Raw genomic sequence first — 17,169 nt, forward strand, 5'->3', positions numbered from 1 at the left:
CACGCGCACCCAAAATCGAGGTGCACCGCCGGGAAAGTTCGCGCTCGCCATTGTTTAAAGAAGATGCCAGCATTGTGGCGGTCGCCGCGGACTACCCTGCAGATTTTCAGGGCCCCGTCCTCGACGTTAATGATGTCCCCGCTATCGCAGACTTTGTTCTGAATCGTGAACCATCATAGGCGGCACTCGCGGATACCAAGCTACCGGATACCAAATTAGCGGATAATAAAAACTATGGCCAAGCTTCGTAACGACTGTTTTGCACTCCCCCCCGGCGTTAACTGGACGCCGGTCGAAGAGGCGCTGGAGCGGTTGCGTTCACGCTTGCACCCTGTCGTCGCTGTGCAGCGCTCCGTTCCGTTGGCCCAGGTCAATGGCCGCATCCTGGCAAGCGACGTCTATGCGCCCCGAGCCCATCCCCCAAGTGATAATTCTGCGGTCGATGGCTATGCCTTCGCAGGCCCTGTAACAGAGGTGCCCAGCACACTGCCTCTGGTGGATGGCCGCAGTGCCGCGGGGGAACCCTACAGGGATCGGGTACCCGAAGGCTATGCCATCCGGATTCTGACCGGCGCGGTGGTTCCGGCCGGCACGGACACGGTCGTTCTGGAGGAAGACTGCGACATCAAGGAGGGTCAGCTGCATCTGGACGGCACATTGAAAGCCGGTGCCAATGTCCGCAAAGCTGCTGAAGACATTAACGTGGAGGACCGGATCCTCACTGCGGGCACCCGGCTGAGCCCGACCCAGATTTCCGTACTGGCCAGCGTCGGAATTGGCTCGGTCGATGTGTATGAGCGCTTGCGTGTGGGGGTTCTTTCCACCGGTGACGAGGTAAAGCCGGTCGGTGCACCGGTGACCGATTGGCAGATCTACGATGCCAACCGCCCGATGCTGGGTGCCCTGGTCGAGCAGCTTGGCTATGAGCTGATTGATCTGGGCCATGTGCTTGATCGCCCGGAGGCGGTGAAAGCGGCATTGGAGCGGGGAGCGGAACAGTGTGACTTGATCCTGACCAGCGGCGGGGTGTCTGCCGGTGACGAAGACCGCGTTTCCGAGACGCTGAAAAAACACGGGGAGATCAGTAACTGGCGTATCGCCATCAAGCCCGGGAGGCCGCTCGCGCTGGCCATGTTCCATGGAACGCCGGTGGTGGGCTTGCCGGGTAACCCGGTGGGCGCCTGGGTTTGTGCACTGCGGTTCGGCGCTCCGGCGATGGCGTTGCTGGCAGGAGGAGAATGGTTCGAACCCCAGGGCTATGCTATGCCGGCCAATTTCTCGAAGCGTAAAAGACCAGGGCGCAGCGAGATGCTGCGGGCCAGGATCCGGCAAGGACAGGTTGAGGTGTTCGGCTCTGAAGGCTCCGGCCGGGTGACCGGTCTGGCCTGGTCCGAGGGCCTGGTGGAGCTGGATGAGAGCGCCCGACAAATCGAGCCGGGAACCCTTGTGCGGTTTATTCCTTACGGCAGCTTCGGGTTGTAATCAGTCAACGCTGCCATGGACCGCAAATGCCTCAAGAGAGGCATCCTGCGGGGGCCGGGAGCGGTAGGTTTCCTCAATACCCAGCTCGGTCAGTGTGCGGCTGACCATCAGCAGGGTGTTCTCCTCGAAGTCCTCACACATAGCGCGCATTTGGTCGATCTCGTCACAGGCGACCGGGTAGGCGGCGTCAATATCCGGTGCACCGTAATGGTCGACGAACGTTTGGGCCAGGGTGGCGCGAATCTGCTCCAGTTCCGCGTCGGTGATCTTGCAAACGCCTACGAAACTGGCACGGCCGCCAGACTCGATGCTGTACCAGCCGTTACTGAACGCCTGGCGGGCTTTCCCCTTCAGGTCCGCTTCGGTCCAGTTGGAAAACTCGAAGCCACCGGAGATCGCCCATTCGCCGCTGGGCGCAGGCTTTTCAAAGACCTTTTCGTCCGATATATCCAACTGCAGTATTCGGGCCAGTTTCATACGTGCTCCGCGAATTCAATCAAGCTTAACGTCTCGGTCATGACACCCTGACGCAGCAGCATTCGGCCTTTTTCATCCAGGCCCACAAAGATGCCCGGCCGGGGCTGTTCGATCCTCTTGCCCAGAGCATCGCAGCGTGGCCGCCAATCGTTGTGCACCCGTTCAAAGCCACTGTCCATAAAATAGGTCAGCCATAAGAGCGTGTGCTTGGACCAGCTCTCCAGCAAGGCCATTGGTGTAATGTTTACACAGCCTTCCTCATACAGACAGGTTTCATTCGGGGTGTCTCCGGGCTCGCCGTCATTCTGGCTGAATGGCACACTGATGCCGATGATCAGCCAGTTTGGATGAGCCTTGGGATCCGAAACATCGGCTGCGAACCGAATGTTACCGCAGAGAGCACCATTGACCTTGATTCGATCAGGCCATTGAAAGTGCACCGGTACTTCGGGTGGCGCCAGGGCACCCAGACTTTCGGCCAGGCCGATCTGGGCCACATAGACCGCTTGAATGGCATCTTCCAGGGGTGTTTCCGGTGCCAGTACCAGAGCCGCATTCAAGCTGTCGTCTGCTTCAGAGTAGAAAACCGAGCCGGAATCAACACCCGCGATGGCCCGGCTGACCGCTTTGTTGAAAGGATCGGAGTGCCTCGGCACCACTTCTCCGGTCAATAATGGCGGGAATTGGGGTGACTCAATCATTGGATAGCCCGGGCGTATGCGTCTGAGGCAACAATTTCATCGGCGATGCGCTGGAAAGCCTGGGCCTGAGGGCTGTCAGGCTTCGAAACCACAATGGGGACACCACCGTCTGAACCGATTCGGATATCGAGATCCAGCGGAATCTCCCCAAGGAAAGGGGCGCCCAGTTTTTCGGCTTCTGACCGCGCGCCACCATGCCCGAATGGATGGTGTTCTTTATGACAACCATCACAGACGAACGAGGCCATGTTTTCGATCAAACCAAAAAGCGGCACGTCCATGCGCTGGAACATGTCGATGCCTTTGCGGGCGTCCATCAAGGCGATGTCCTGGGGTGTGGAGACCACCACCGCTCCGGCAACGAAGAATTTCTGGGTCAGCGTCATCTGCACATCGCCGGTGCCTGGCGGCAGGTCCACCAGCAGCACATCGAGCCGCCCCCACTCAACCTGGTTCATCATCTGTTGCAGGGCACCCATCAACATGGGCCCACGCCAGACAATGGCCTCATCGTCCGGCGTCATCAGGCCCAAAGACATTAACGTCACCCCGTGGTTTCTCAGGGGCAGAATGGTACTTCCATCCGGGCTGGATGGGCGGCCGGAAACACCCAGCATGCGGGGCTGGCTGGGGCCGTAGATGTCGGCATCCAGCAGGCCTACCTTGAGACCTTTCGAGGCCAGCGCAACGGCCAGATTGGACGACACAGTGGATTTTCCAACGCCACCCTTGCCCGAGGCAATGGCGATGATCCGATCCACGCCCCTGGGGTTCTTGTCTTGCGGGCGGGGGGCATCCGTGCCAATCAAATTCGGTTTTTTACCAACTTCGACGTATTCAACCATGGTGTGTCCTGTTCTCTAACTGTCCAGATAGTCATCAGTGGTACGGATTCGAGGCCGCTCACCGCCCGCCAGGGGTGCACTGTCCCCATGGAACTGGGCCTTGACCCGGCAGTCGTCACACATCTTGATGAGTTGGACATTATCGGAATTCGTGTACATCCAGTGCTGGTTTTCCAGTTTTTCGACGATTCGGTTAATGGTGCTCGCAACGCCAAACGGAGTGCCACATTGAATGCACTCGAACGGATCCTCGCCATGCAATGTCCGGGCACTCAAGGCTGCCTTGGACACATCCAGCCTGGGCTGCAGGGTGATGGCGGTCTCCGGGCAGGTGCTGTCGCAGATGCCGCACTGAACACAGGCATTTTCCGTAAACTGAACTTCCGGCCGGTCCGCGTGATCACCAAGCGCACCGGTCGGGCACAGCGATACGCAGGCCAGGCAAAGCGTACATTTATCGGAATCGATTGCGATCGCACCATAAGGTGCACCTGCGGGGAGTGGAATCGGTTCTTCGATTTTTTCTGACATGGCGGCAACGGTGACTCGTGTTATGTCGCGGCGACCGCCCACCAGCAGAACCGGATCACTCACGCGCCCGGCGTTGGCGCCTGCATCGCAGAGCTCAATGGCGGAGATAACCCGAACCCGACTGGGCGAATTATGGGTACCCCGGAGCAAGGCCTGGGCCAGTTCAACTTCCGCAGCTACCGCCCGCCGATCCAACTCATGGTCCGCAAGGATGAGCACCTCAGCGTAACCGGCGCCGAATGCGGCCATTATTTCAGCATGACCGACCCGATCGATATGCTCCAGCCCAATCGGCAGCAGATCGTCCGCCAGTCCGTCATCGTATCGCGCCAGGTTGGCAATGGCGTCGGCTCCAGCGCCCAGGGTATGAAACGCCAGGCGTGGAGATTCGCCGGTGTGCTCCCGATAGACCTGGGCCATCACTTCAACGGTTCGGGTGATCGCCTCGAACGGGGTTTCGTTCATGGTAATGGCCGATGTGGGACAGACGGCGGCACAGGATCCGCAGCCGGCGCATATGTCCGAGTCGATCTGGATATGATCCCCTGCAGAAAAAATGGCCTCAGTGGGGCAGACGTCGAGGCAGCGTGTGCACCCGGATTTACTGGCGCGCGTGTGTGCGCACAGGGATTCTTCCAATCTGAAATAGACGGTTTTCTCGAATTCACCCACCCGCTCCCGGGCGGTCAGGGCAATACGCTCCAGCTCACCGGTTTTCATCGGATCCGCCCAGAAATAGCCGTTGCGCTTCTCATGACTCGGAAATGCCGGGGCTCCCCCTCGCAGATCGATGAATACATCGCATTCGCTACGGGCGGCAAGTTTTACTTCGCCATAACCCGGTTCACCTCGGCCGGCCGGATGGAGGGTTTGCAAGTGGGCAAATTCCAGTTTGAAATTGCCAAGGGCGCCATGGGCGCTCGTCAATTGCCCCTTTGCTACATCGTAGGACGCGGAAGGGAGTTGAATCGGGCCGGCGTCAGTCACCACACAGGTGACACCCAGCTCGTCATGAACCAGTTCGGCCATTCTGATGGCCTGTTCGGTGGGGCCGACAATACAGCAGACGCCATTGGATTGAATGGTTTTTGCCGGTGCGATGGGGGCCGGCAACTGCGCAGCAGCCATCAGCGCGGCCTGTTTGGCGTGTTGGCGCTCCGGCTTGGCATCGGGTGCGCTCCAACCCGCTCTGTCCCGGATGTCAATCGTATGAAGAGGCGCGGCATGGTTTATTTCCGCGTACACCTCCTCGGACAGCCGCTCAAATAAAGCTGACTGCTGGCCGCACGCTATGAGCACTTCATTTGTCGCGCTCAGATGTTCCGCGGCGACGTTCAATTCTGTTCCACACAGTTGATCAGCGGTGATCACCTGTGCGGCTGCGGCTGCTTTCTGCAGCGCTTGCGGATTGAAAGTCTGTGTCTGGTCACAACTGCATAAGAGCAGTGTCTTGTTTGCGGTCATCGGAAGTTAGACTCTTTCGTTGTTTTTATAAGGGCATACATCCCGTTTACCACCGAGCATGCCACAGCCGTTTATTTTTGGACAGTTGGATTATCGTTTTACTTTTAGGCAGTTGGATTATTGTTGGAGCCCTGCTATTTTGAAGTTGTAAAACTTGAGGCTATAAGAATATAACGAGAAGCGCCATGAGTAGTCGGACAGAGGGTTGGAGACGCGAATTACAGGTAGGTGCCGTTGTGCGCCGGTCGCCCGGGGTGACTCGCTGGGCACGTGATATCTGGACACCAACGGCTGTGATACCGGGAGCACCGGAAGCGTTCTGGAAGGAGTTGGTTCGAGAGGGGGAGGTGGTCGATTACCACGCGGGCACGGTCACGATGGAACTGTTCCGCGCCGATGTGGAGGGCTATCTGATATCCCTGAATATGGCGTCCCCTTCGGTCTGGGTCGTGATGGACAAAGATGTCACGAGCCAGTCGCCCTCCGGGTGGGTACTCAGCACCGTTACCGCCAGCGCCCATGAAGCGTTAGACGCGCTTGATAGCGGCGAAAGCATTGTCGAGGCCGTTGCCATTCCGGAATCCCTTGCGGGCTGGATCAAGGAGTTTGTCGACCTGCACTACATCGAAGAGCCCTTCAAGAAACGCCGTCGAAATGAGGTCCGGGTTGATGGCACCGAAGACGCTAAAGGCGATCCACGTATCCGCCAGGCGAGTGATGTCTATCGCGCCCCCGGCAACATCAAAAAATCGAGACTGCAGTGATGGCCGAGTCACGTTTGCAGCGTTGGTCGCGTCAAAAAGCGGAAGCTGCCAGAAAGCAGGAAGCTCCGCCACCTCCGGTCGTTGAAGCCGAACTGTCACCTGAAGCGCAGGAACTCGCTGTTAATGAGACTTTGCCGGAGCAAGACGTTCTGGTGAAGTACGGGCTGCCCGATCCGGATGCCATTGTACTGGGTACGGACATTACCGGGTTCATGCGAAAAGAGATTCCCGAGCTCCTGCGCCGTAAGGCTCTGCGGGCGTTATGGAAGTCCAACCCTGTGCTGGCGGTGTTGGATGGCCTTAATGACTACGACGAAGATTTCACTGACGCCGGCTTGACGGTAAAAGGGGCAAAGAGCCTTTACAAGGTGGGGCAGGGTTTCGTTGATCGAGCCAAAAAGCTTGCTGGGCAGGTTGATGGGGAGGCCGAAGCGGTTGCCAGCACTACGGATTATGTCAGGCCACCAGGGGCCGCCGAAGCCTCGGAATCAGATGCCCCCCTTGAAACGGATGCTGCTGACCAACCAGAGGGCCCAGCTGAAGTGAGTCATGTAGACAGTGAACCGAGTCAAACGGATGAGGACCAGACGCCTCGTTTTCGTCCTCGGATGCGCTTCCACTATTAAACGGAGTTTGTTTCTGATAAAAGCGAGTGGTAGCACAGTCATTCGACTATTCATGTGCGTGGTCTAGAATGACAGCTCAGGATGTTAATAATAATTAAAGGAAAACGGTTTGAACAACACTGCGGAAACTCAGTGCCCGCGTTCGGTCACCGAACAAGATCGCGCCCGGGCCCAGATCTATCAGCTTTTGGGTGTTCTGCTTTCCGGACCACCCTCCAGCGAGCTGTTGAAAGGATTGGCGTCTTTGCAGGGTGATGACACCCCTCTGGGCGTAGCTTCCAAAAACCTGGCAGTGCTTGCCGAGCGCACCACCCCTTCTGACGCCGAGCGCGAGTACAACAACCTTTTTGTTGGGCTTGGGCGTGGCGAACTGCTGCCTTACACCAGCTATTACCTCACCGGATTTTTGAACGAGAAGCCACTAGCGGAGCTGCGTACTGACCTTATGGCCAGGGGCATCAAAGCCCGTAGCGATGTAAAAGAACCGGAAGACCACATTGGCACCCTGTGCGAAATCATGTCGGGCATCATTACCGGCCAATTCCCGTGTGACAGTGATCTGGCGTCGCAAAAAGCCTTTTTCGACGCGCACCTGGCACAGTGGGCCGCCTTGTTTTTTACCGATTTGGAAGAAGCGCAAAGTGCCATCTTTTATGGCCCGGTGGGCTCGCTGGGGCGGGCTTTCATGGCTGTAGAAACCGATGCCTTTGCAATTCAGTAACCGGGGTCAGAGCGATCCCTTAACCCATGGGGAGGTGTCCTATGGACAACCCGAAGCGTGAAAACAGCCGCCGCCGTTTCCTGAAAATGGCAGCTGCCGCAGCACCGGCTGCAGTAGCCATGGCGGTTGCACCGAACGCCGCAGCCGAGGTCGTCAATCAAAACGTACCGAACAGCAGCGGTTTGCGTGACACTGAACACACCCGCAAGTATTTCGAGTCGGCTCGCTTTTGAGGAAGCGTGAATCATTCAAGGTTGCGTGATGCTCTTGGATGATCACCCCTCCAAAAAACGAGAATAACAACAAGAGAGGTAAGAGACATGTTAAGGAAGAAGACCAACGGGGTAGCGAAAGGCCCCCGTGCAGGCTCTTTGCTTTCATCTCTCGCTGCCAAGACGTTGGATCGCCGTCAATTTTTAACGGCTTCCGGGGTTGCAGTGGGTGGCATGGCGGCTTTATCGCTGACGTCGGGGCGGGTCGAAGCTGCGACCCCATCCACGGGCGGTGGCGAGGTCGTTCGCAAGAAATCAGTGTGTACCCACTGTTCGGTCGGCTGCACCGTCGAAGCTGAAGTGCAGAACGGCGTGTGGACCGGACAGGAACCAGGCTGGGACAGCCCCTTCAATCTAGGCTCTCACTGCGCCAAGGGCGCTGCAGTCCGCGAGCATGCTCACGGCGAACGTCGTCTCAAGTCCCCGATGAAAATGGTCAACGGCCAGTGGCAGAAGATTCCCTGGGATCAGGCCATCAATGAAATTGGCGACAAGATGTTGCAGATTCGCGAAGAGAGCGGGCCTGATTCCGTCTATTGGCTGGGTAGCGCCAAGTTCAATAATGAACAGGCGTACCTTTATCGCAAATTCGCAGCTTATTGGGGCACTAACAACGTTGATCACCAGGCCCGGATCTGCCACTCAACAACGGTCGCTGGCGTAGCTAACACCTGGGGCTACGGTGCGATGACCAACTCGTACAACGATATCCACAACTCCAAGGCGATTTTCCTGATCGGGGGCAACCCCGCCGAAGCACATCCCGTGTCGCTTCTGCACATTCTGAAAGCCAAGGAAGAAAACAACGCGCCACTGATTGTCTGTGATCCGCGCTTCACTCGCACTGCCGCTCACGCCGATGAGTTCGTCCGTTTCCGCCCGGGCTCAGACGTTGCCCTGATCTGGGGCCTTCTCTGGCACATCTTCGAAAACAAATGGGAAGACAGGGAGTTTATCCGCACCCGGGTCTGGGGTATGGATGAGATCCGCCAGGAGGTGAAACGCTGGAACCCGGAAGAGGTTGAGCGCGTAACCGATGTACCCGGCGCTCAGCTGGAACGTGTCGCCCGCACCCTGGCGAACAACCGCCCTGGTACGGTGATCTGGTGCATGGGGGGTACCCAGCACGCCAACGGTAACAACAACACGCGAGCTTACTGCATTCTGCAGCTGGCCTTGGGGAACATGGGTGTTTCCGGCGGCGGCACCAACATTTTCCGTGGTCACGATAACGTTCAGGGCGCCACCGACCTCGGTGTTCTGGCCGACACCCTGCCAGGCTATTACGGTCTGAGTGCGGGTGCCTGGGCCCACTGGGCGCGTGTCTGGGAAGAAGACATCGATTGGTTGAAAGGCCGATTCGCCGTATGGGACAAGAGCGGCAAATCCAGGGCCATGATGAATGAGAAGGGCATCCCGGTATCCCGCTGGATCGATGGCGTTCTGGAAGCCAAGGAAAACCTTGAACAGCCGGACAACACCCGAGCCATGGTGCTTTGGGGGCACGCGCCCAACTCCCAGACCCGTATGCTTGACATGAAAGAAGCCATGGAAAAGCTGGATCTGTTAGTGGTGGTGGACCCCTATCCGACCGTGTCAGCCGTGTTGCACGATCGCAAAGACGGCGCATATCTGCTGCCCACGACCACTCAATACGAGACCAGCGGTTCCGTAACCGCATCGAACCGGTCGCTTCAGTGGCGTGAAAAAGTGGTTGAGCCGCTGTTCGATTCCAAGGTTGATCACGAGATCATGAAGCTGTTTGCGGACAAGTTCGGCTTCACCGATCGCCTGTTCCGCAACATTGCCATTGAAGGCGATGAGCCGGTGATCGAGGACCTCACCCGTGAGTTCAACCGCGGCATGTGGACCATCGGTTATACCGGGCAATCGCCCGAGCGCCTCAAGAAGCATATGGAGTACCAGCACCACTTCGACAGAACCACCCTTCGTGCAAATGGCGGGCCTTGCGATGGCGACATCTATGGTTTGCCCTGGCCTTGCTGGGGTACCGCAGAAATGAACCACCCGGGAACGCCCAACCTTTACGATATGTCCTTGCCGGTTTCCAAGGGCGGTCTCACTTTCCGTGCCCGGTTTGGTGTCGAGCGCAATGGTGAAAACCTGCTGGCAGAAGGCGTTTACTCGAAAAACTCGGAGATCAGGGACGGCTATCCCGAGTTCACCATGCAGATGCTGATGGATCTGGGCTGGGATGGTGATCTGACGGCGGAGGAGCGTGCCAGCATCGAAGCGGTGGCCGGCCCCGAGACCAACTGGAAGACCGACCTTTCAGGGGGTATTCAGCGTGTCGCCATCAAACACGAATGCGCACCTTTTGGCAACGCCAAAGCGCGGACGGTGGTGTGGAACTTCCCTGATCCAGTGCCCGTCCATCGCGAGCCGCTCTACACCTCACGTCGCGACCTGGTGGCTGATTATCCGACCTATAAGGACAAGACGTTCTGGCGTCTTCCGACCTTGTACGAATCCATTCAGAAGAAGGACTTCAGCAAGGAGTTTCCCATCATTCTGACCTCCGGTCGTTTGGTTGAGTACGAAGGCGGCGGCGATGAGTCGCGCTCTAACCCCTGGCTGGCCGAATTGCAGCAGGATATGTTCATCGAGGTGAATCCCCGTGATGCGAACAACCTGAACATTCGCGACGGCAGGTTTGTCTGGGTAACCGGACCGGAAGGGGGACGGATTAAAGTCAAGGCAATGGTGACCGAACGTGTCGGCGAAGGCGTAGCTTTCATGCCGTACCACTTCGGCGGGCATCTGGAGGGTAAATCGCTGCGGGATAAGTACCCCAAAGGCTCCGATCCCTATGTTCTGGGTGAGTCTTCAAACGTTGTGCAAACCTACGGGTATGATTCGGTCACGCAGATGCAAGAGACCAAAGCCACCCTGTGTTCGATTATGCCGGCATAACAAGAGGTGTAGATCATGGCACTTGAAGGACAAGGACAAGCACGCGCAAAATTCCTTTGCGACGCCGAACGCTGCATCGAATGCAATGCCTGCGTAACGGCCTGTAAAAATGAGCATGAAGTCCCCTGGGGGATCAACCGTCGGCGCGTAGTGACCATTGAGGATGGTAAACCGGGCGAACGGTCGATCTCGGTAGCCTGCATGCACTGTTCAGACGCGCCTTGCATGGCCGTCTGCCCGGTCGATTGCTTCTACCAGACCAAAGACGGAATCGTTCTGCACTCCAAGGATCTGTGTATCGGGTGTGGGTACTGCTTCTATGCTTGCCCCTTCGGCGCGCCCCAATTCCCGCAAGCGGGTAATTTTGGTAGCCGGGGCAAGATGGACAAGTGTACCTTCTGTGCAGGCGGCCCTGAAGAGGACCACTCATCGGTCGAGTTCGCCAAGTACGGACGCAACCGCATTGCCGAGGGTAAACTGCCCCTCTGTGCGGAAATGTGCTCTACCAAAGCCTTGCTGGCCGGTGACGGCAACGAGGTGGCGGACATCTATCGCCAGCGCGTCGTGGCCCGTGGTTTCGGGTCGGGCGCCTGGGGGTGGGGCACAGCCTACGAGAAGAAGGGTGCATAAGTTTGCCTGAGTAGTCCGGGGCCTTTTGGCCCCGGAGCAGGTTCAGGCAAACAACCCTTCTTGCTGATTCCGTTGGAGTGCTTTCATGAGTTTAAAAGTATGGGGTGCCACTGTTTTTTTGCTGGTGACACTGTCACTGAACTCTGTCTGGGCGGACGAGGCCCACGCAGTTGATCGAACAGCGACCGGGGGTGCGCAAACCCTGGAAGATATAATGGCCCGTCAGCAGAAGCTGAAAGTTGACGGGGCATTCCGCTCTGAAAATCTGGGTGATCCAGCCCATGCGGCGCCGGCCACCGATCAATTAGGTACACGGGGCGGGGTTTCAATCTCAGACACCTACCGTTCCATTCGCTATAACAAATTTGATGCCAACACACAGGTTCGGGGCCCTGCGGCGGACGTCCTCGTCCAGGACGGAGGGATGGCCTGGCTTAAGTTGCGCGAGGGGCCGGTCATCACCTATGGCGGCGGCGCGCTGTTGGGTTTCATTGCCCTGCTGGCGGTGTTTTATCTTGTTCGCGGCAAAATCATGATCGAGGGCGGCCCGTCAGGCACCACGATTCAACGTTTCAAAGCCATCGAGCGATTTGCGCATTGGTTGTTGGCCGGCTCGTTTATTGCGCTGGGGATAACCGGGCTTATAACCTTGATGGGGCGCAGCTTCCTGATCCCCGTGCTGGGGCCCGACGTCTTTGCGACTCTGGCAGCCGGCTCCAAGTGGGTTCATAACAACATTTCCTGGTCGTTCATGCTGGGCCTGGTGATGACGTTTGTTATGTGGGTCGCGCACAACATCCCAAACAAGGTGGATTGGCAGTGGCTCAAGGCGGGCGGCGGTATTTTTACCAAATCCCATCCGTCAGCAAAAAAATTCAACGCCGGTCAGAAGATCGTTTTCTGGACCGTTATGGTGCTGGGTTTCTCGGTCTCTCTGAGCGGCCTGTCGCTGCTGTTCCCGTTTCAAATGCCCATGTTTGCCGAGACATTCAGCATCCTGAACAGTGTCTTCGGAACAGACTTCGCTACGGTCCTGACACCCCATGAAGAAATGCAATATGCCAATCTTTGGCACTCTATTGTGGCTTTCGTCATGATGCTGGCCATCATTGCCCACATTTATATTGGTACCGTGGGTATGGAAGGCGCGTTTGATGCCATGGGTAGCGGTGAGGTGGATGTGGAATGGGCCCGCCAGCACCACGATCTGTGGGTGGCCGAGGTCGAGGCTGAACGCGGTAAAGGAGAGCTTTCGTGAAAGTTATGATTGCGGCATTTGTCGCTTCCCTGGTGATCGCCTTCGCCGCCCCGGTGGTTCTGGGGCAGTTCGGTTGGTCCTCAGCCGAGCAAGGCAGCAGCGCCACGAGTGTGCGTCTTGACTGATCAATCCGCAGTGCACCAAATCGATGCTGTCGGTTTGGTGTGCCCGCTCCCTATTTTGCGTTTTAAAAAGCGCACCCAGGGTATGCCCAGCGGGACACAGGTCGAGTTTCTGGCCGATGACCCCACTGGCCGCCGGGACTTGCAGGCCCTTTGCGAGATAACCGGCCACAGGATCGAATGGATCCGGGAAGAGGGCGGGGGTGTTTTCCGTTATGGCATCTGTCTGGCATAAGTGACTACGGGGCTACTTGTCCCAGGTCTCGCCCCGAGCCACATCCGAAGCCTTCTGCTCCACCCAGTGTTCACCGGCTCCGGACAGCTCCTTCTTCCAGAAGGGCGCCGAAGTCTTCAAGACATCCATAATAAACTCGCACGCCGCAAAGGCATCGGCTCTGTGGGCACTGCAAATACCCACGAACACGATCTGCTCCTGCAGCAACAACCTGCCAACCCGGTGAATCACCCGCGCCTTGCGCACATCCCAGCGCCTCGACGCCTCCTCGATCAAGTCGGCAATCACCTGCTCCGTCATCCCCGGATAGTGCTCCAGAAACAAGGCCGACACATCCTGCGTATCGCCGCTGTCCCGCACCAGCCCGGTGAAGGTGGCAATGGCCCCGGTACCGGCACCACTGTCCCGTAGCGCAGCGTACTCGGCCCCGGAATCAAAATCCTCGGTCTGAATACTAATCATATTAACCCCCGGTTACCGGTGGGAAGAAAGCCACTTCATCCCCGGCCTTCACAGCCGAACCCGGCTTGGCCATAGCCTGGTTGATGGCAATCATCACCGGCTGGCCGTCTTGCAGTTGTGCCCAGGGACCACCTCGGCTTGCCAGTGCTGCAAGCAAGTCGCCCGCAGTCTGGTCCTTGCCAGCCGGCAGCGTCAGTTGGTCCGTACCCAGTTCTTCCCGGAGACGGGCAAAAAAACGAACGGTCAGGTTTTGGTCAGTCATATCAGCTCAACAACTCTGTAAATGGGTAATAGGTTAGCTGGTCTCCCTCTGCGATCAACGCGTGTTCCGGAACCACCGCCAGCCCATCGGACCAGCATGCAGAACTCAACATGCCAGAGCTTTGGTTGGTATAGGCAGTCACCTGAATTTTACCGTTAACGGATTCCGTCCGTGCCCGCAGGAATTCCCGGCGTATCGAGGGTGACGTAACGTTAAACCCAGCAGGCAACTGCTGGCCTACAGGAGCAACATGCAAGCGCCCCTGGCAGGTGCGAATATAGGGCATCCCCACCATCAGAAAGGTTACCAGAACCGAGGCGGGATTGCCGGGCAGGCCGAGCACCGGTGTGCCGTCGATCGCGCCAAACGCCAGCGGCTTGCCGGGCTTGATCGCCAGGCGCCACAGGGACAGTTCGCCCGACTGCTCCAGCACCACCCGCACATGATCCTCTTCACCCACCGACACACCGCCGCTGGTAATGATCAGGTCGGCCTGCTGCGCTGCGCGCTTCAGGCCGGACTCGGTGGCTGCGCGGGTATCGGCCAGTGTCTCCGCCAGCACCAGCTCGCAGCCGGCTTTTGCCAGCAAGCCCATCAGGGTGTAACGGTTGGTGTTGTAGATCTGACCGGGAGCCAGAGGCGTGCCGGGTTCCACCAGTTCGTTGCCGGTGGAGAAGACCGCGACTTTCAGGCGCCGGTAGACCGGTACCTCGGCCATGCCCATGGACGCCAGCAACCCCAGTTCCTGGGGGCGGATCACCGCGCCCCTTTCCAGGGCAATCTCGCCCTGGCGCAGGTCCTGGCCCCGGCGACGGATGTTCTGGTCGGGTCTGAGCTCGCCGTCGATGACAATGCCGGCCTCGGTTGCGGTGACGCGTTCCTGCATGACCACCGTATCAGCGCCGTGCGGCACTTCCGAACCGGTGAAGATCCGCACCGCGGTGCCTGGCATCAGCGGCTCCGGTGCCTGGCCGGCGGGTAACCGGGCCGAGACCGGCAAGGGGGTGCCCGGCTGATAATCGGCGCTGCGCAACGCGTAGCCGTCGACGGCGCTGTTGTCAGCGGGGGGCACATCGGCGGGGACCCGAACGTCTTCGGCCAGCACACGATCCAGCGCGGAGGTGAGTGCCAGGGTCTCCTGTTGCGCAACCGGCTGTGCTTCGGCCAGCAGGTGCGTCAGGGCGTCTTCCAGGGGGGACAGATTGGAGCCAGGCATCAGCGCACCGCCCGCGTGCCAATGACTTCGTTCAGACGCGCCACCGGACGCTCCGGTTTGCGCGCCAGCAGACCGACAAAGTTGCAGGGTTTATGGCGGTAGTCCAACTGCTCTTTGATGATGTCGTTCCAGCCGGTACGGCAAGCACCGGTCGAGCCGGGCAGGCAGAAGATAACGGTATGGTTGGCCAGGCCGGCCACGGCCCGCGACTGGATGGTGGAGCTGCCAATGTCCAGTTGCGACAGTCGGCGGAACTCCTCGCCAAAGCCGTCAATGGTCTTGTCGAACAGGGGTGCAAGGGCATCCGGTGTGCTGTCGCGCTCCTGGAACCCGGTGCCGCCGGTGATCAGCACCGCGTGAATCTCCGGGTCGGCAATCCAGGCCGACACCAGGGCCCGCATCATGTAGACGTCATCGGGGATCAGTCGGCGCACCAGAACGGTGTGACCCGCTTCCGTGGCCGCGTCTTCGAGGAACTGACCGGACTTGTCCTCATCCGGACCGCGGCTGTCAGAGATGGTTAACAGGGCAATGTTGAGAGTGTGTGCCTCAGACGGTGAATGGGTAGTCATGCGTCTTATTGTCTCCATAACAGTTATGCCGGAAAGGGCGGTCGCACCAGTAGCCATCTAGTATCCCGATCACTGGCAGAGATTGGAAGGGCTGGTATTACACGCCATTGTTGTTATAATTCACCCCAATGCGATCGCATTAGTACTTGACACAGAGCAACGTCTTGGTGAAAGATCGGACTGTCTGACGGGCTGGTTACTCTACTCAGCCTCTAGCCTTAGCTTCATTACATTCGTTCAGCGGCCCCTGACGCGGTTATTCCGACCAGTTAGGTTTCCTCTGTCCAATCAAACCCTGATTACTTCCAATCCTGAACATCTAACAACTTATGAACCTTACTGAACTCAAGCAGAAATCTGTACCCGAACTGCTAGACATCGCGCAGGGAATGGGTCTCGACAATTTGGCTCGTTCACGCAAACAGGATGTTATTTTCTCCATCCTGAAGAAACATGCGAAAAGCGGCGAAGACATTTACGGCGATGGTGTACTGGAGATTCTGCAGGATGGTTTCGGCTTTCTGCGGTCTGCCGATGCCTCCTATCTGGCCGGCCCTGACGATATTTACGTTTCCCCCAGCCAGATCCGCCGGTTCAACCTGCGTACCGGCGATACGGTAGCGGGCAAGATCCGGCCGCCCAAGGACGGTGAGCGCTACTTTGCCCTGTTGAAAGTCAGCGAAATCAACTTCGACAAGCCGGAAAATGCGCGCAGCAAAATCCTGTTTGAAAACCTGACTCCCTTGTTTCCCGACGAACGTCTGGGACTGGAAACCGGCAGTGGCAGTACCGAGGATCTGTCCTCGCGGGTGCTGGATCTGGTGGCGCCCATCGGTAAAGGTCAGCGTGGTCTGATTGTATCGCCGCCCAAGGCCGGTAAGACGCTGTTGATGCAAACCATCGCCCAGTCCATCACCCGCAACAACCCGGAATGTCACGTGATGGTGTTGCTGATTGATGAGCGCCCGGAAGAAGTGACCGAAATGCAGCGCACCGTGCGTGGCGAAGTCATTGCTTCAACCTTTGACGAACCGCCCGCGCGCCACGTCCAGGTGGCCGAGATGGTGATCGAGAAAGCCAAGCGCCTGGTGGAACACAAAAAAGACGTGGTGATCCTGCTGGACTCCATCACCCGCCTGGCCCGGGCTTACAACACCGTGATTCCGTCCTCCGGAAAAGTACTGACCGGTGGTGTCGATGCCCACGCGCTGGAAAAACCCAAGCGTTTCTTCGGTGCCGCCCGGAATGTGGAAGAGGGTGGCAGCCTGACCATTCTGGCCACCGCACTGGTTGACACCGGTTCCAAAATGGACGAAGTGATTTACGAAGAGTTTAAAGGCACCGGCAACATGGAGGTCCATCTGGACCGGCGTATTGCGGAGAAGCGGGTCTATCCGGCGATCAATATCCGCCGCTCCGGCACCCGCCGCGAAGACCTGTTGATGGCCGAAGCAGACATTCAGCGGGTCTGGATCCTGCGCAAACTGTTGCACTCCATGGACGACGACACCGCCGCGCTGGAGTTCCTGTTGGACAAACTGCGTGAAACCAAGACCAACGATGAATTCTTCCAGTCAATGAAACGCCGTTGACGC

General features: G+C 58.1%; 19 protein-coding genes. 11 read left to right on the top strand and 8 right to left on the bottom strand.

The window, feature by feature from the left end; genetic code table 11:
• Positions 1-234 precede the first annotated feature (234 nt).
• Positions 235-1,482: a gephyrin-like molybdotransferase Glp gene (gene glp, locus BG841_RS08130; protein WP_070057198.1), complete on the top strand. Its 1,248-nt coding sequence runs from the start codon at positions 235-237 to the stop codon at positions 1,480-1,482.
• Here the strand turns inward: glp (BG841_RS08130) and BG841_RS08135 are convergent, their stop codons facing one another.
• From BG841_RS08135 to BG841_RS08150, 4 genes are read right to left on the bottom strand one after another with little or no spacing between them, the layout of a single operon-like run.
• Positions 1,483-1,959: a DUF6505 family protein gene (locus tag BG841_RS08135; RefSeq protein ID WP_070057199.1), complete on the bottom strand. Its 477-nt coding sequence runs from the start codon at positions 1,957-1,959 to the stop codon at positions 1,483-1,485. It abuts the gene before it with no gap.
• A complete protein-coding gene (locus tag BG841_RS08140) occupies positions 1,956-2,660 on the bottom strand; it encodes a biotin/lipoate--protein ligase family protein (protein ID WP_070057200.1) in 705 nt (234 codons plus the stop codon). The genes BG841_RS08135 and BG841_RS08140 overlap by 4 nt, the downstream gene beginning before the upstream one ends.
• Complete coding sequence (locus tag BG841_RS08145) at positions 2,657-3,505, bottom strand: Mrp/NBP35 family ATP-binding protein (protein ID WP_074454312.1); 849 nt, start codon at positions 3,503-3,505, stop codon at positions 2,657-2,659. The genes BG841_RS08140 and BG841_RS08145 overlap by 4 nt, the downstream gene beginning before the upstream one ends.
• Positions 3,506-3,520: 15 nt before the next feature.
• Positions 3,521-5,500, bottom strand: a complete 1,980-nt coding sequence (locus BG841_RS08150; protein ID WP_070057201.1) for a 4Fe-4S binding protein — start codon at positions 5,498-5,500, stop codon at positions 3,521-3,523.
• 185 nt (positions 5,501-5,685) lie between these two features.
• Between BG841_RS08150 and BG841_RS08155 the strand changes: the two genes are divergently transcribed.
• The 9 genes from BG841_RS08155 (at position 5,686) to BG841_RS08190 (ending at position 13,062) form a co-directional block, all read left to right on the top strand.
• Positions 5,686-6,264, top strand: a complete 579-nt coding sequence (locus BG841_RS08155) for a DUF3305 domain-containing protein (protein WP_070057202.1) — start codon at positions 5,686-5,688, stop codon at positions 6,262-6,264.
• Positions 6,264-6,890 (top strand): DUF3306 domain-containing protein, encoded by a 627-nt coding sequence (locus BG841_RS08160; RefSeq protein WP_070057203.1) that lies wholly within the window; start codon positions 6,264-6,266, stop codon positions 6,888-6,890. Before BG841_RS08155 ends, BG841_RS08160 begins: the two co-directional genes overlap by 1 nt.
• Positions 6,891-6,999: 109 nt before the next feature.
• On the top strand, positions 7,000-7,611 hold the full coding sequence (locus BG841_RS08165; protein WP_070057204.1) for a TorD/DmsD family molecular chaperone: 612 nt from the start codon (positions 7,000-7,002) through the stop codon (positions 7,609-7,611).
• Positions 7,612-7,652: 41 nt separating this feature from the next.
• Entirely contained in the window at positions 7,653-7,844 is a 192-nt protein-coding gene (locus BG841_RS08170) for a twin-arginine translocation signal domain-containing protein (RefSeq protein WP_070057205.1), read from the top strand.
• 87 nt (positions 7,845-7,931) lie between these two features.
• On the top strand, positions 7,932-10,817 hold the full coding sequence (locus tag BG841_RS08175; RefSeq protein WP_070057206.1) for a molybdopterin-dependent oxidoreductase: 2,886 nt from the start codon (positions 7,932-7,934) through the stop codon (positions 10,815-10,817).
• Positions 10,818-10,832: 15 nt separating this feature from the next.
• A complete protein-coding gene (gene fdh3B, locus BG841_RS08180; protein WP_070057207.1) occupies positions 10,833-11,447 on the top strand; it encodes a formate dehydrogenase FDH3 subunit beta in 615 nt (204 codons plus the stop codon).
• Positions 11,448-11,661: 214 nt separating this feature from the next.
• Positions 11,662-12,705 carry a formate dehydrogenase subunit gamma gene (locus tag BG841_RS08185; RefSeq protein ID WP_228141624.1) on the top strand — a complete coding sequence of 348 codons (1,044 nt, stop codon included), beginning with the start codon at positions 11,662-11,664 and terminating at the stop codon, positions 12,703-12,705.
• A complete protein-coding gene (locus BG841_RS17555; protein ID WP_265733897.1) occupies positions 12,702-12,830 on the top strand; it encodes a hypothetical protein in 129 nt (42 codons plus the stop codon). The genes BG841_RS08185 and BG841_RS17555 overlap by 4 nt, the downstream gene beginning before the upstream one ends.
• A 10-nt stretch (positions 12,831-12,840) precedes the next feature.
• On the top strand, positions 12,841-13,062 hold the full coding sequence (locus BG841_RS08190; RefSeq protein ID WP_228141724.1) for a sulfurtransferase TusA family protein: 222 nt from the start codon (positions 12,841-12,843) through the stop codon (positions 13,060-13,062).
• 12 nt (positions 13,063-13,074) lie between these two features.
• Here BG841_RS08190 and BG841_RS08195 read toward each other — a convergent pair whose 3' ends face one another.
• Genes BG841_RS08195 through moaB form a run of 4 tightly spaced genes read right to left on the bottom strand, consistent with a single transcriptional unit; the run spans position 13,075 to position 15,574 of the window.
• Positions 13,075-13,524: a molybdenum cofactor biosynthesis protein MoaE gene (locus tag BG841_RS08195; protein WP_070057210.1), complete on the bottom strand. Its 450-nt coding sequence runs from the start codon at positions 13,522-13,524 to the stop codon at positions 13,075-13,077.
• A 1-nt stretch (position 13,525) separates the two neighbouring features.
• Entirely contained in the window at positions 13,526-13,786 is a 261-nt protein-coding gene (gene moaD / locus BG841_RS08200) for a molybdopterin converting factor subunit 1 (RefSeq protein ID WP_070057211.1), read from the bottom strand.
• A gap of 1 nt (position 13,787) precedes the next feature.
• Positions 13,788-15,002, bottom strand: coding sequence for a gephyrin-like molybdotransferase Glp (gene glp / locus BG841_RS08205; protein ID WP_070057212.1), 1,215 nt, complete (start codon positions 15,000-15,002; stop codon positions 13,788-13,790).
• The gene (moaB, locus tag BG841_RS08210) at positions 15,002-15,574 is read right to left on the bottom strand and encodes a molybdenum cofactor biosynthesis protein B (RefSeq protein ID WP_070057213.1); all 573 of its coding nucleotides are present in this window, start codon (positions 15,572-15,574) and stop codon (positions 15,002-15,004) included. The genes glp (BG841_RS08205) and moaB overlap by 1 nt, the downstream gene beginning before the upstream one ends.
• A 329-nt stretch (positions 15,575-15,903) precedes the next feature.
• Here moaB and rho point away from each other — a divergent pair, with 329 nt between their 5' ends.
• Entirely contained in the window at positions 15,904-17,166 is a 1,263-nt protein-coding gene (rho, locus tag BG841_RS08215; protein ID WP_070057214.1) for a transcription termination factor Rho, read from the top strand.
• The last annotated feature ends 3 nt before the right edge of the window (positions 17,167-17,169 follow it).

Origin of the sequence: Marinobacter sp. X15-166B (assembly GCF_001752365.1) — a bacterium.
Classification (GTDB): Bacteria; Pseudomonadota; Gammaproteobacteria; order Pseudomonadales; family Oleiphilaceae; genus Marinobacter.

Coding starts and splice junctions, on each gene's coding strand:
- glp (WP_070057212.1), bottom strand. CDS start 15,002: ATGCCTGGCTCCAATCTGTCCCCCCTGGAAGACGCCCTGACGCACCTG.
- glp (WP_070057198.1), top strand. CDS start 235: ATGGCCAAGCTTCGTAACGACTGTTTTGCACTCCCCCCCGGCGTTAAC.
- BG841_RS08175 (WP_070057206.1), top strand. CDS start 7,932: ATGTTAAGGAAGAAGACCAACGGGGTAGCGAAAGGCCCCCGTGCAGGC.
- rho (WP_070057214.1), top strand. CDS start 15,904: ATGAACCTTACTGAACTCAAGCAGAAATCTGTACCCGAACTGCTAGAC.
- moaB (WP_070057213.1), bottom strand. CDS start 15,574: ATGACTACCCATTCACCGTCTGAGGCACACACTCTCAACATTGCCCTG.
- moaD (WP_070057211.1), bottom strand. CDS start 13,786: ATGACTGACCAAAACCTGACCGTTCGTTTTTTTGCCCGTCTCCGGGAA.
- BG841_RS08140 (WP_070057200.1), bottom strand. CDS start 2,660: ATGATTGAGTCACCCCAATTCCCGCCATTATTGACCGGAGAAGTGGTG.
- BG841_RS08135 (WP_070057199.1), bottom strand. CDS start 1,959: ATGAAACTGGCCCGAATACTGCAGTTGGATATATCGGACGAAAAGGTC.
- BG841_RS08170 (WP_070057205.1), top strand. CDS start 7,653: ATGGACAACCCGAAGCGTGAAAACAGCCGCCGCCGTTTCCTGAAAATG.
- BG841_RS08160 (WP_070057203.1), top strand. CDS start 6,264: ATGGCCGAGTCACGTTTGCAGCGTTGGTCGCGTCAAAAAGCGGAAGCT.
- BG841_RS08155 (WP_070057202.1), top strand. CDS start 5,686: ATGAGTAGTCGGACAGAGGGTTGGAGACGCGAATTACAGGTAGGTGCC.
- BG841_RS08145 (WP_074454312.1), bottom strand. CDS start 3,505: ATGGTTGAATACGTCGAAGTTGGTAAAAAACCGAATTTGATTGGCACG.
- BG841_RS08195 (WP_070057210.1), bottom strand. CDS start 13,524: ATGATTAGTATTCAGACCGAGGATTTTGATTCCGGGGCCGAGTACGCT.
- BG841_RS08185 (WP_228141624.1), top strand. CDS start 11,662: ATGGCCCGTCAGCAGAAGCTGAAAGTTGACGGGGCATTCCGCTCTGAA.
- BG841_RS08150 (WP_070057201.1), bottom strand. CDS start 5,500: ATGACCGCAAACAAGACACTGCTCTTATGCAGTTGTGACCAGACACAG.
- fdh3B (WP_070057207.1), top strand. CDS start 10,833: ATGGCACTTGAAGGACAAGGACAAGCACGCGCAAAATTCCTTTGCGAC.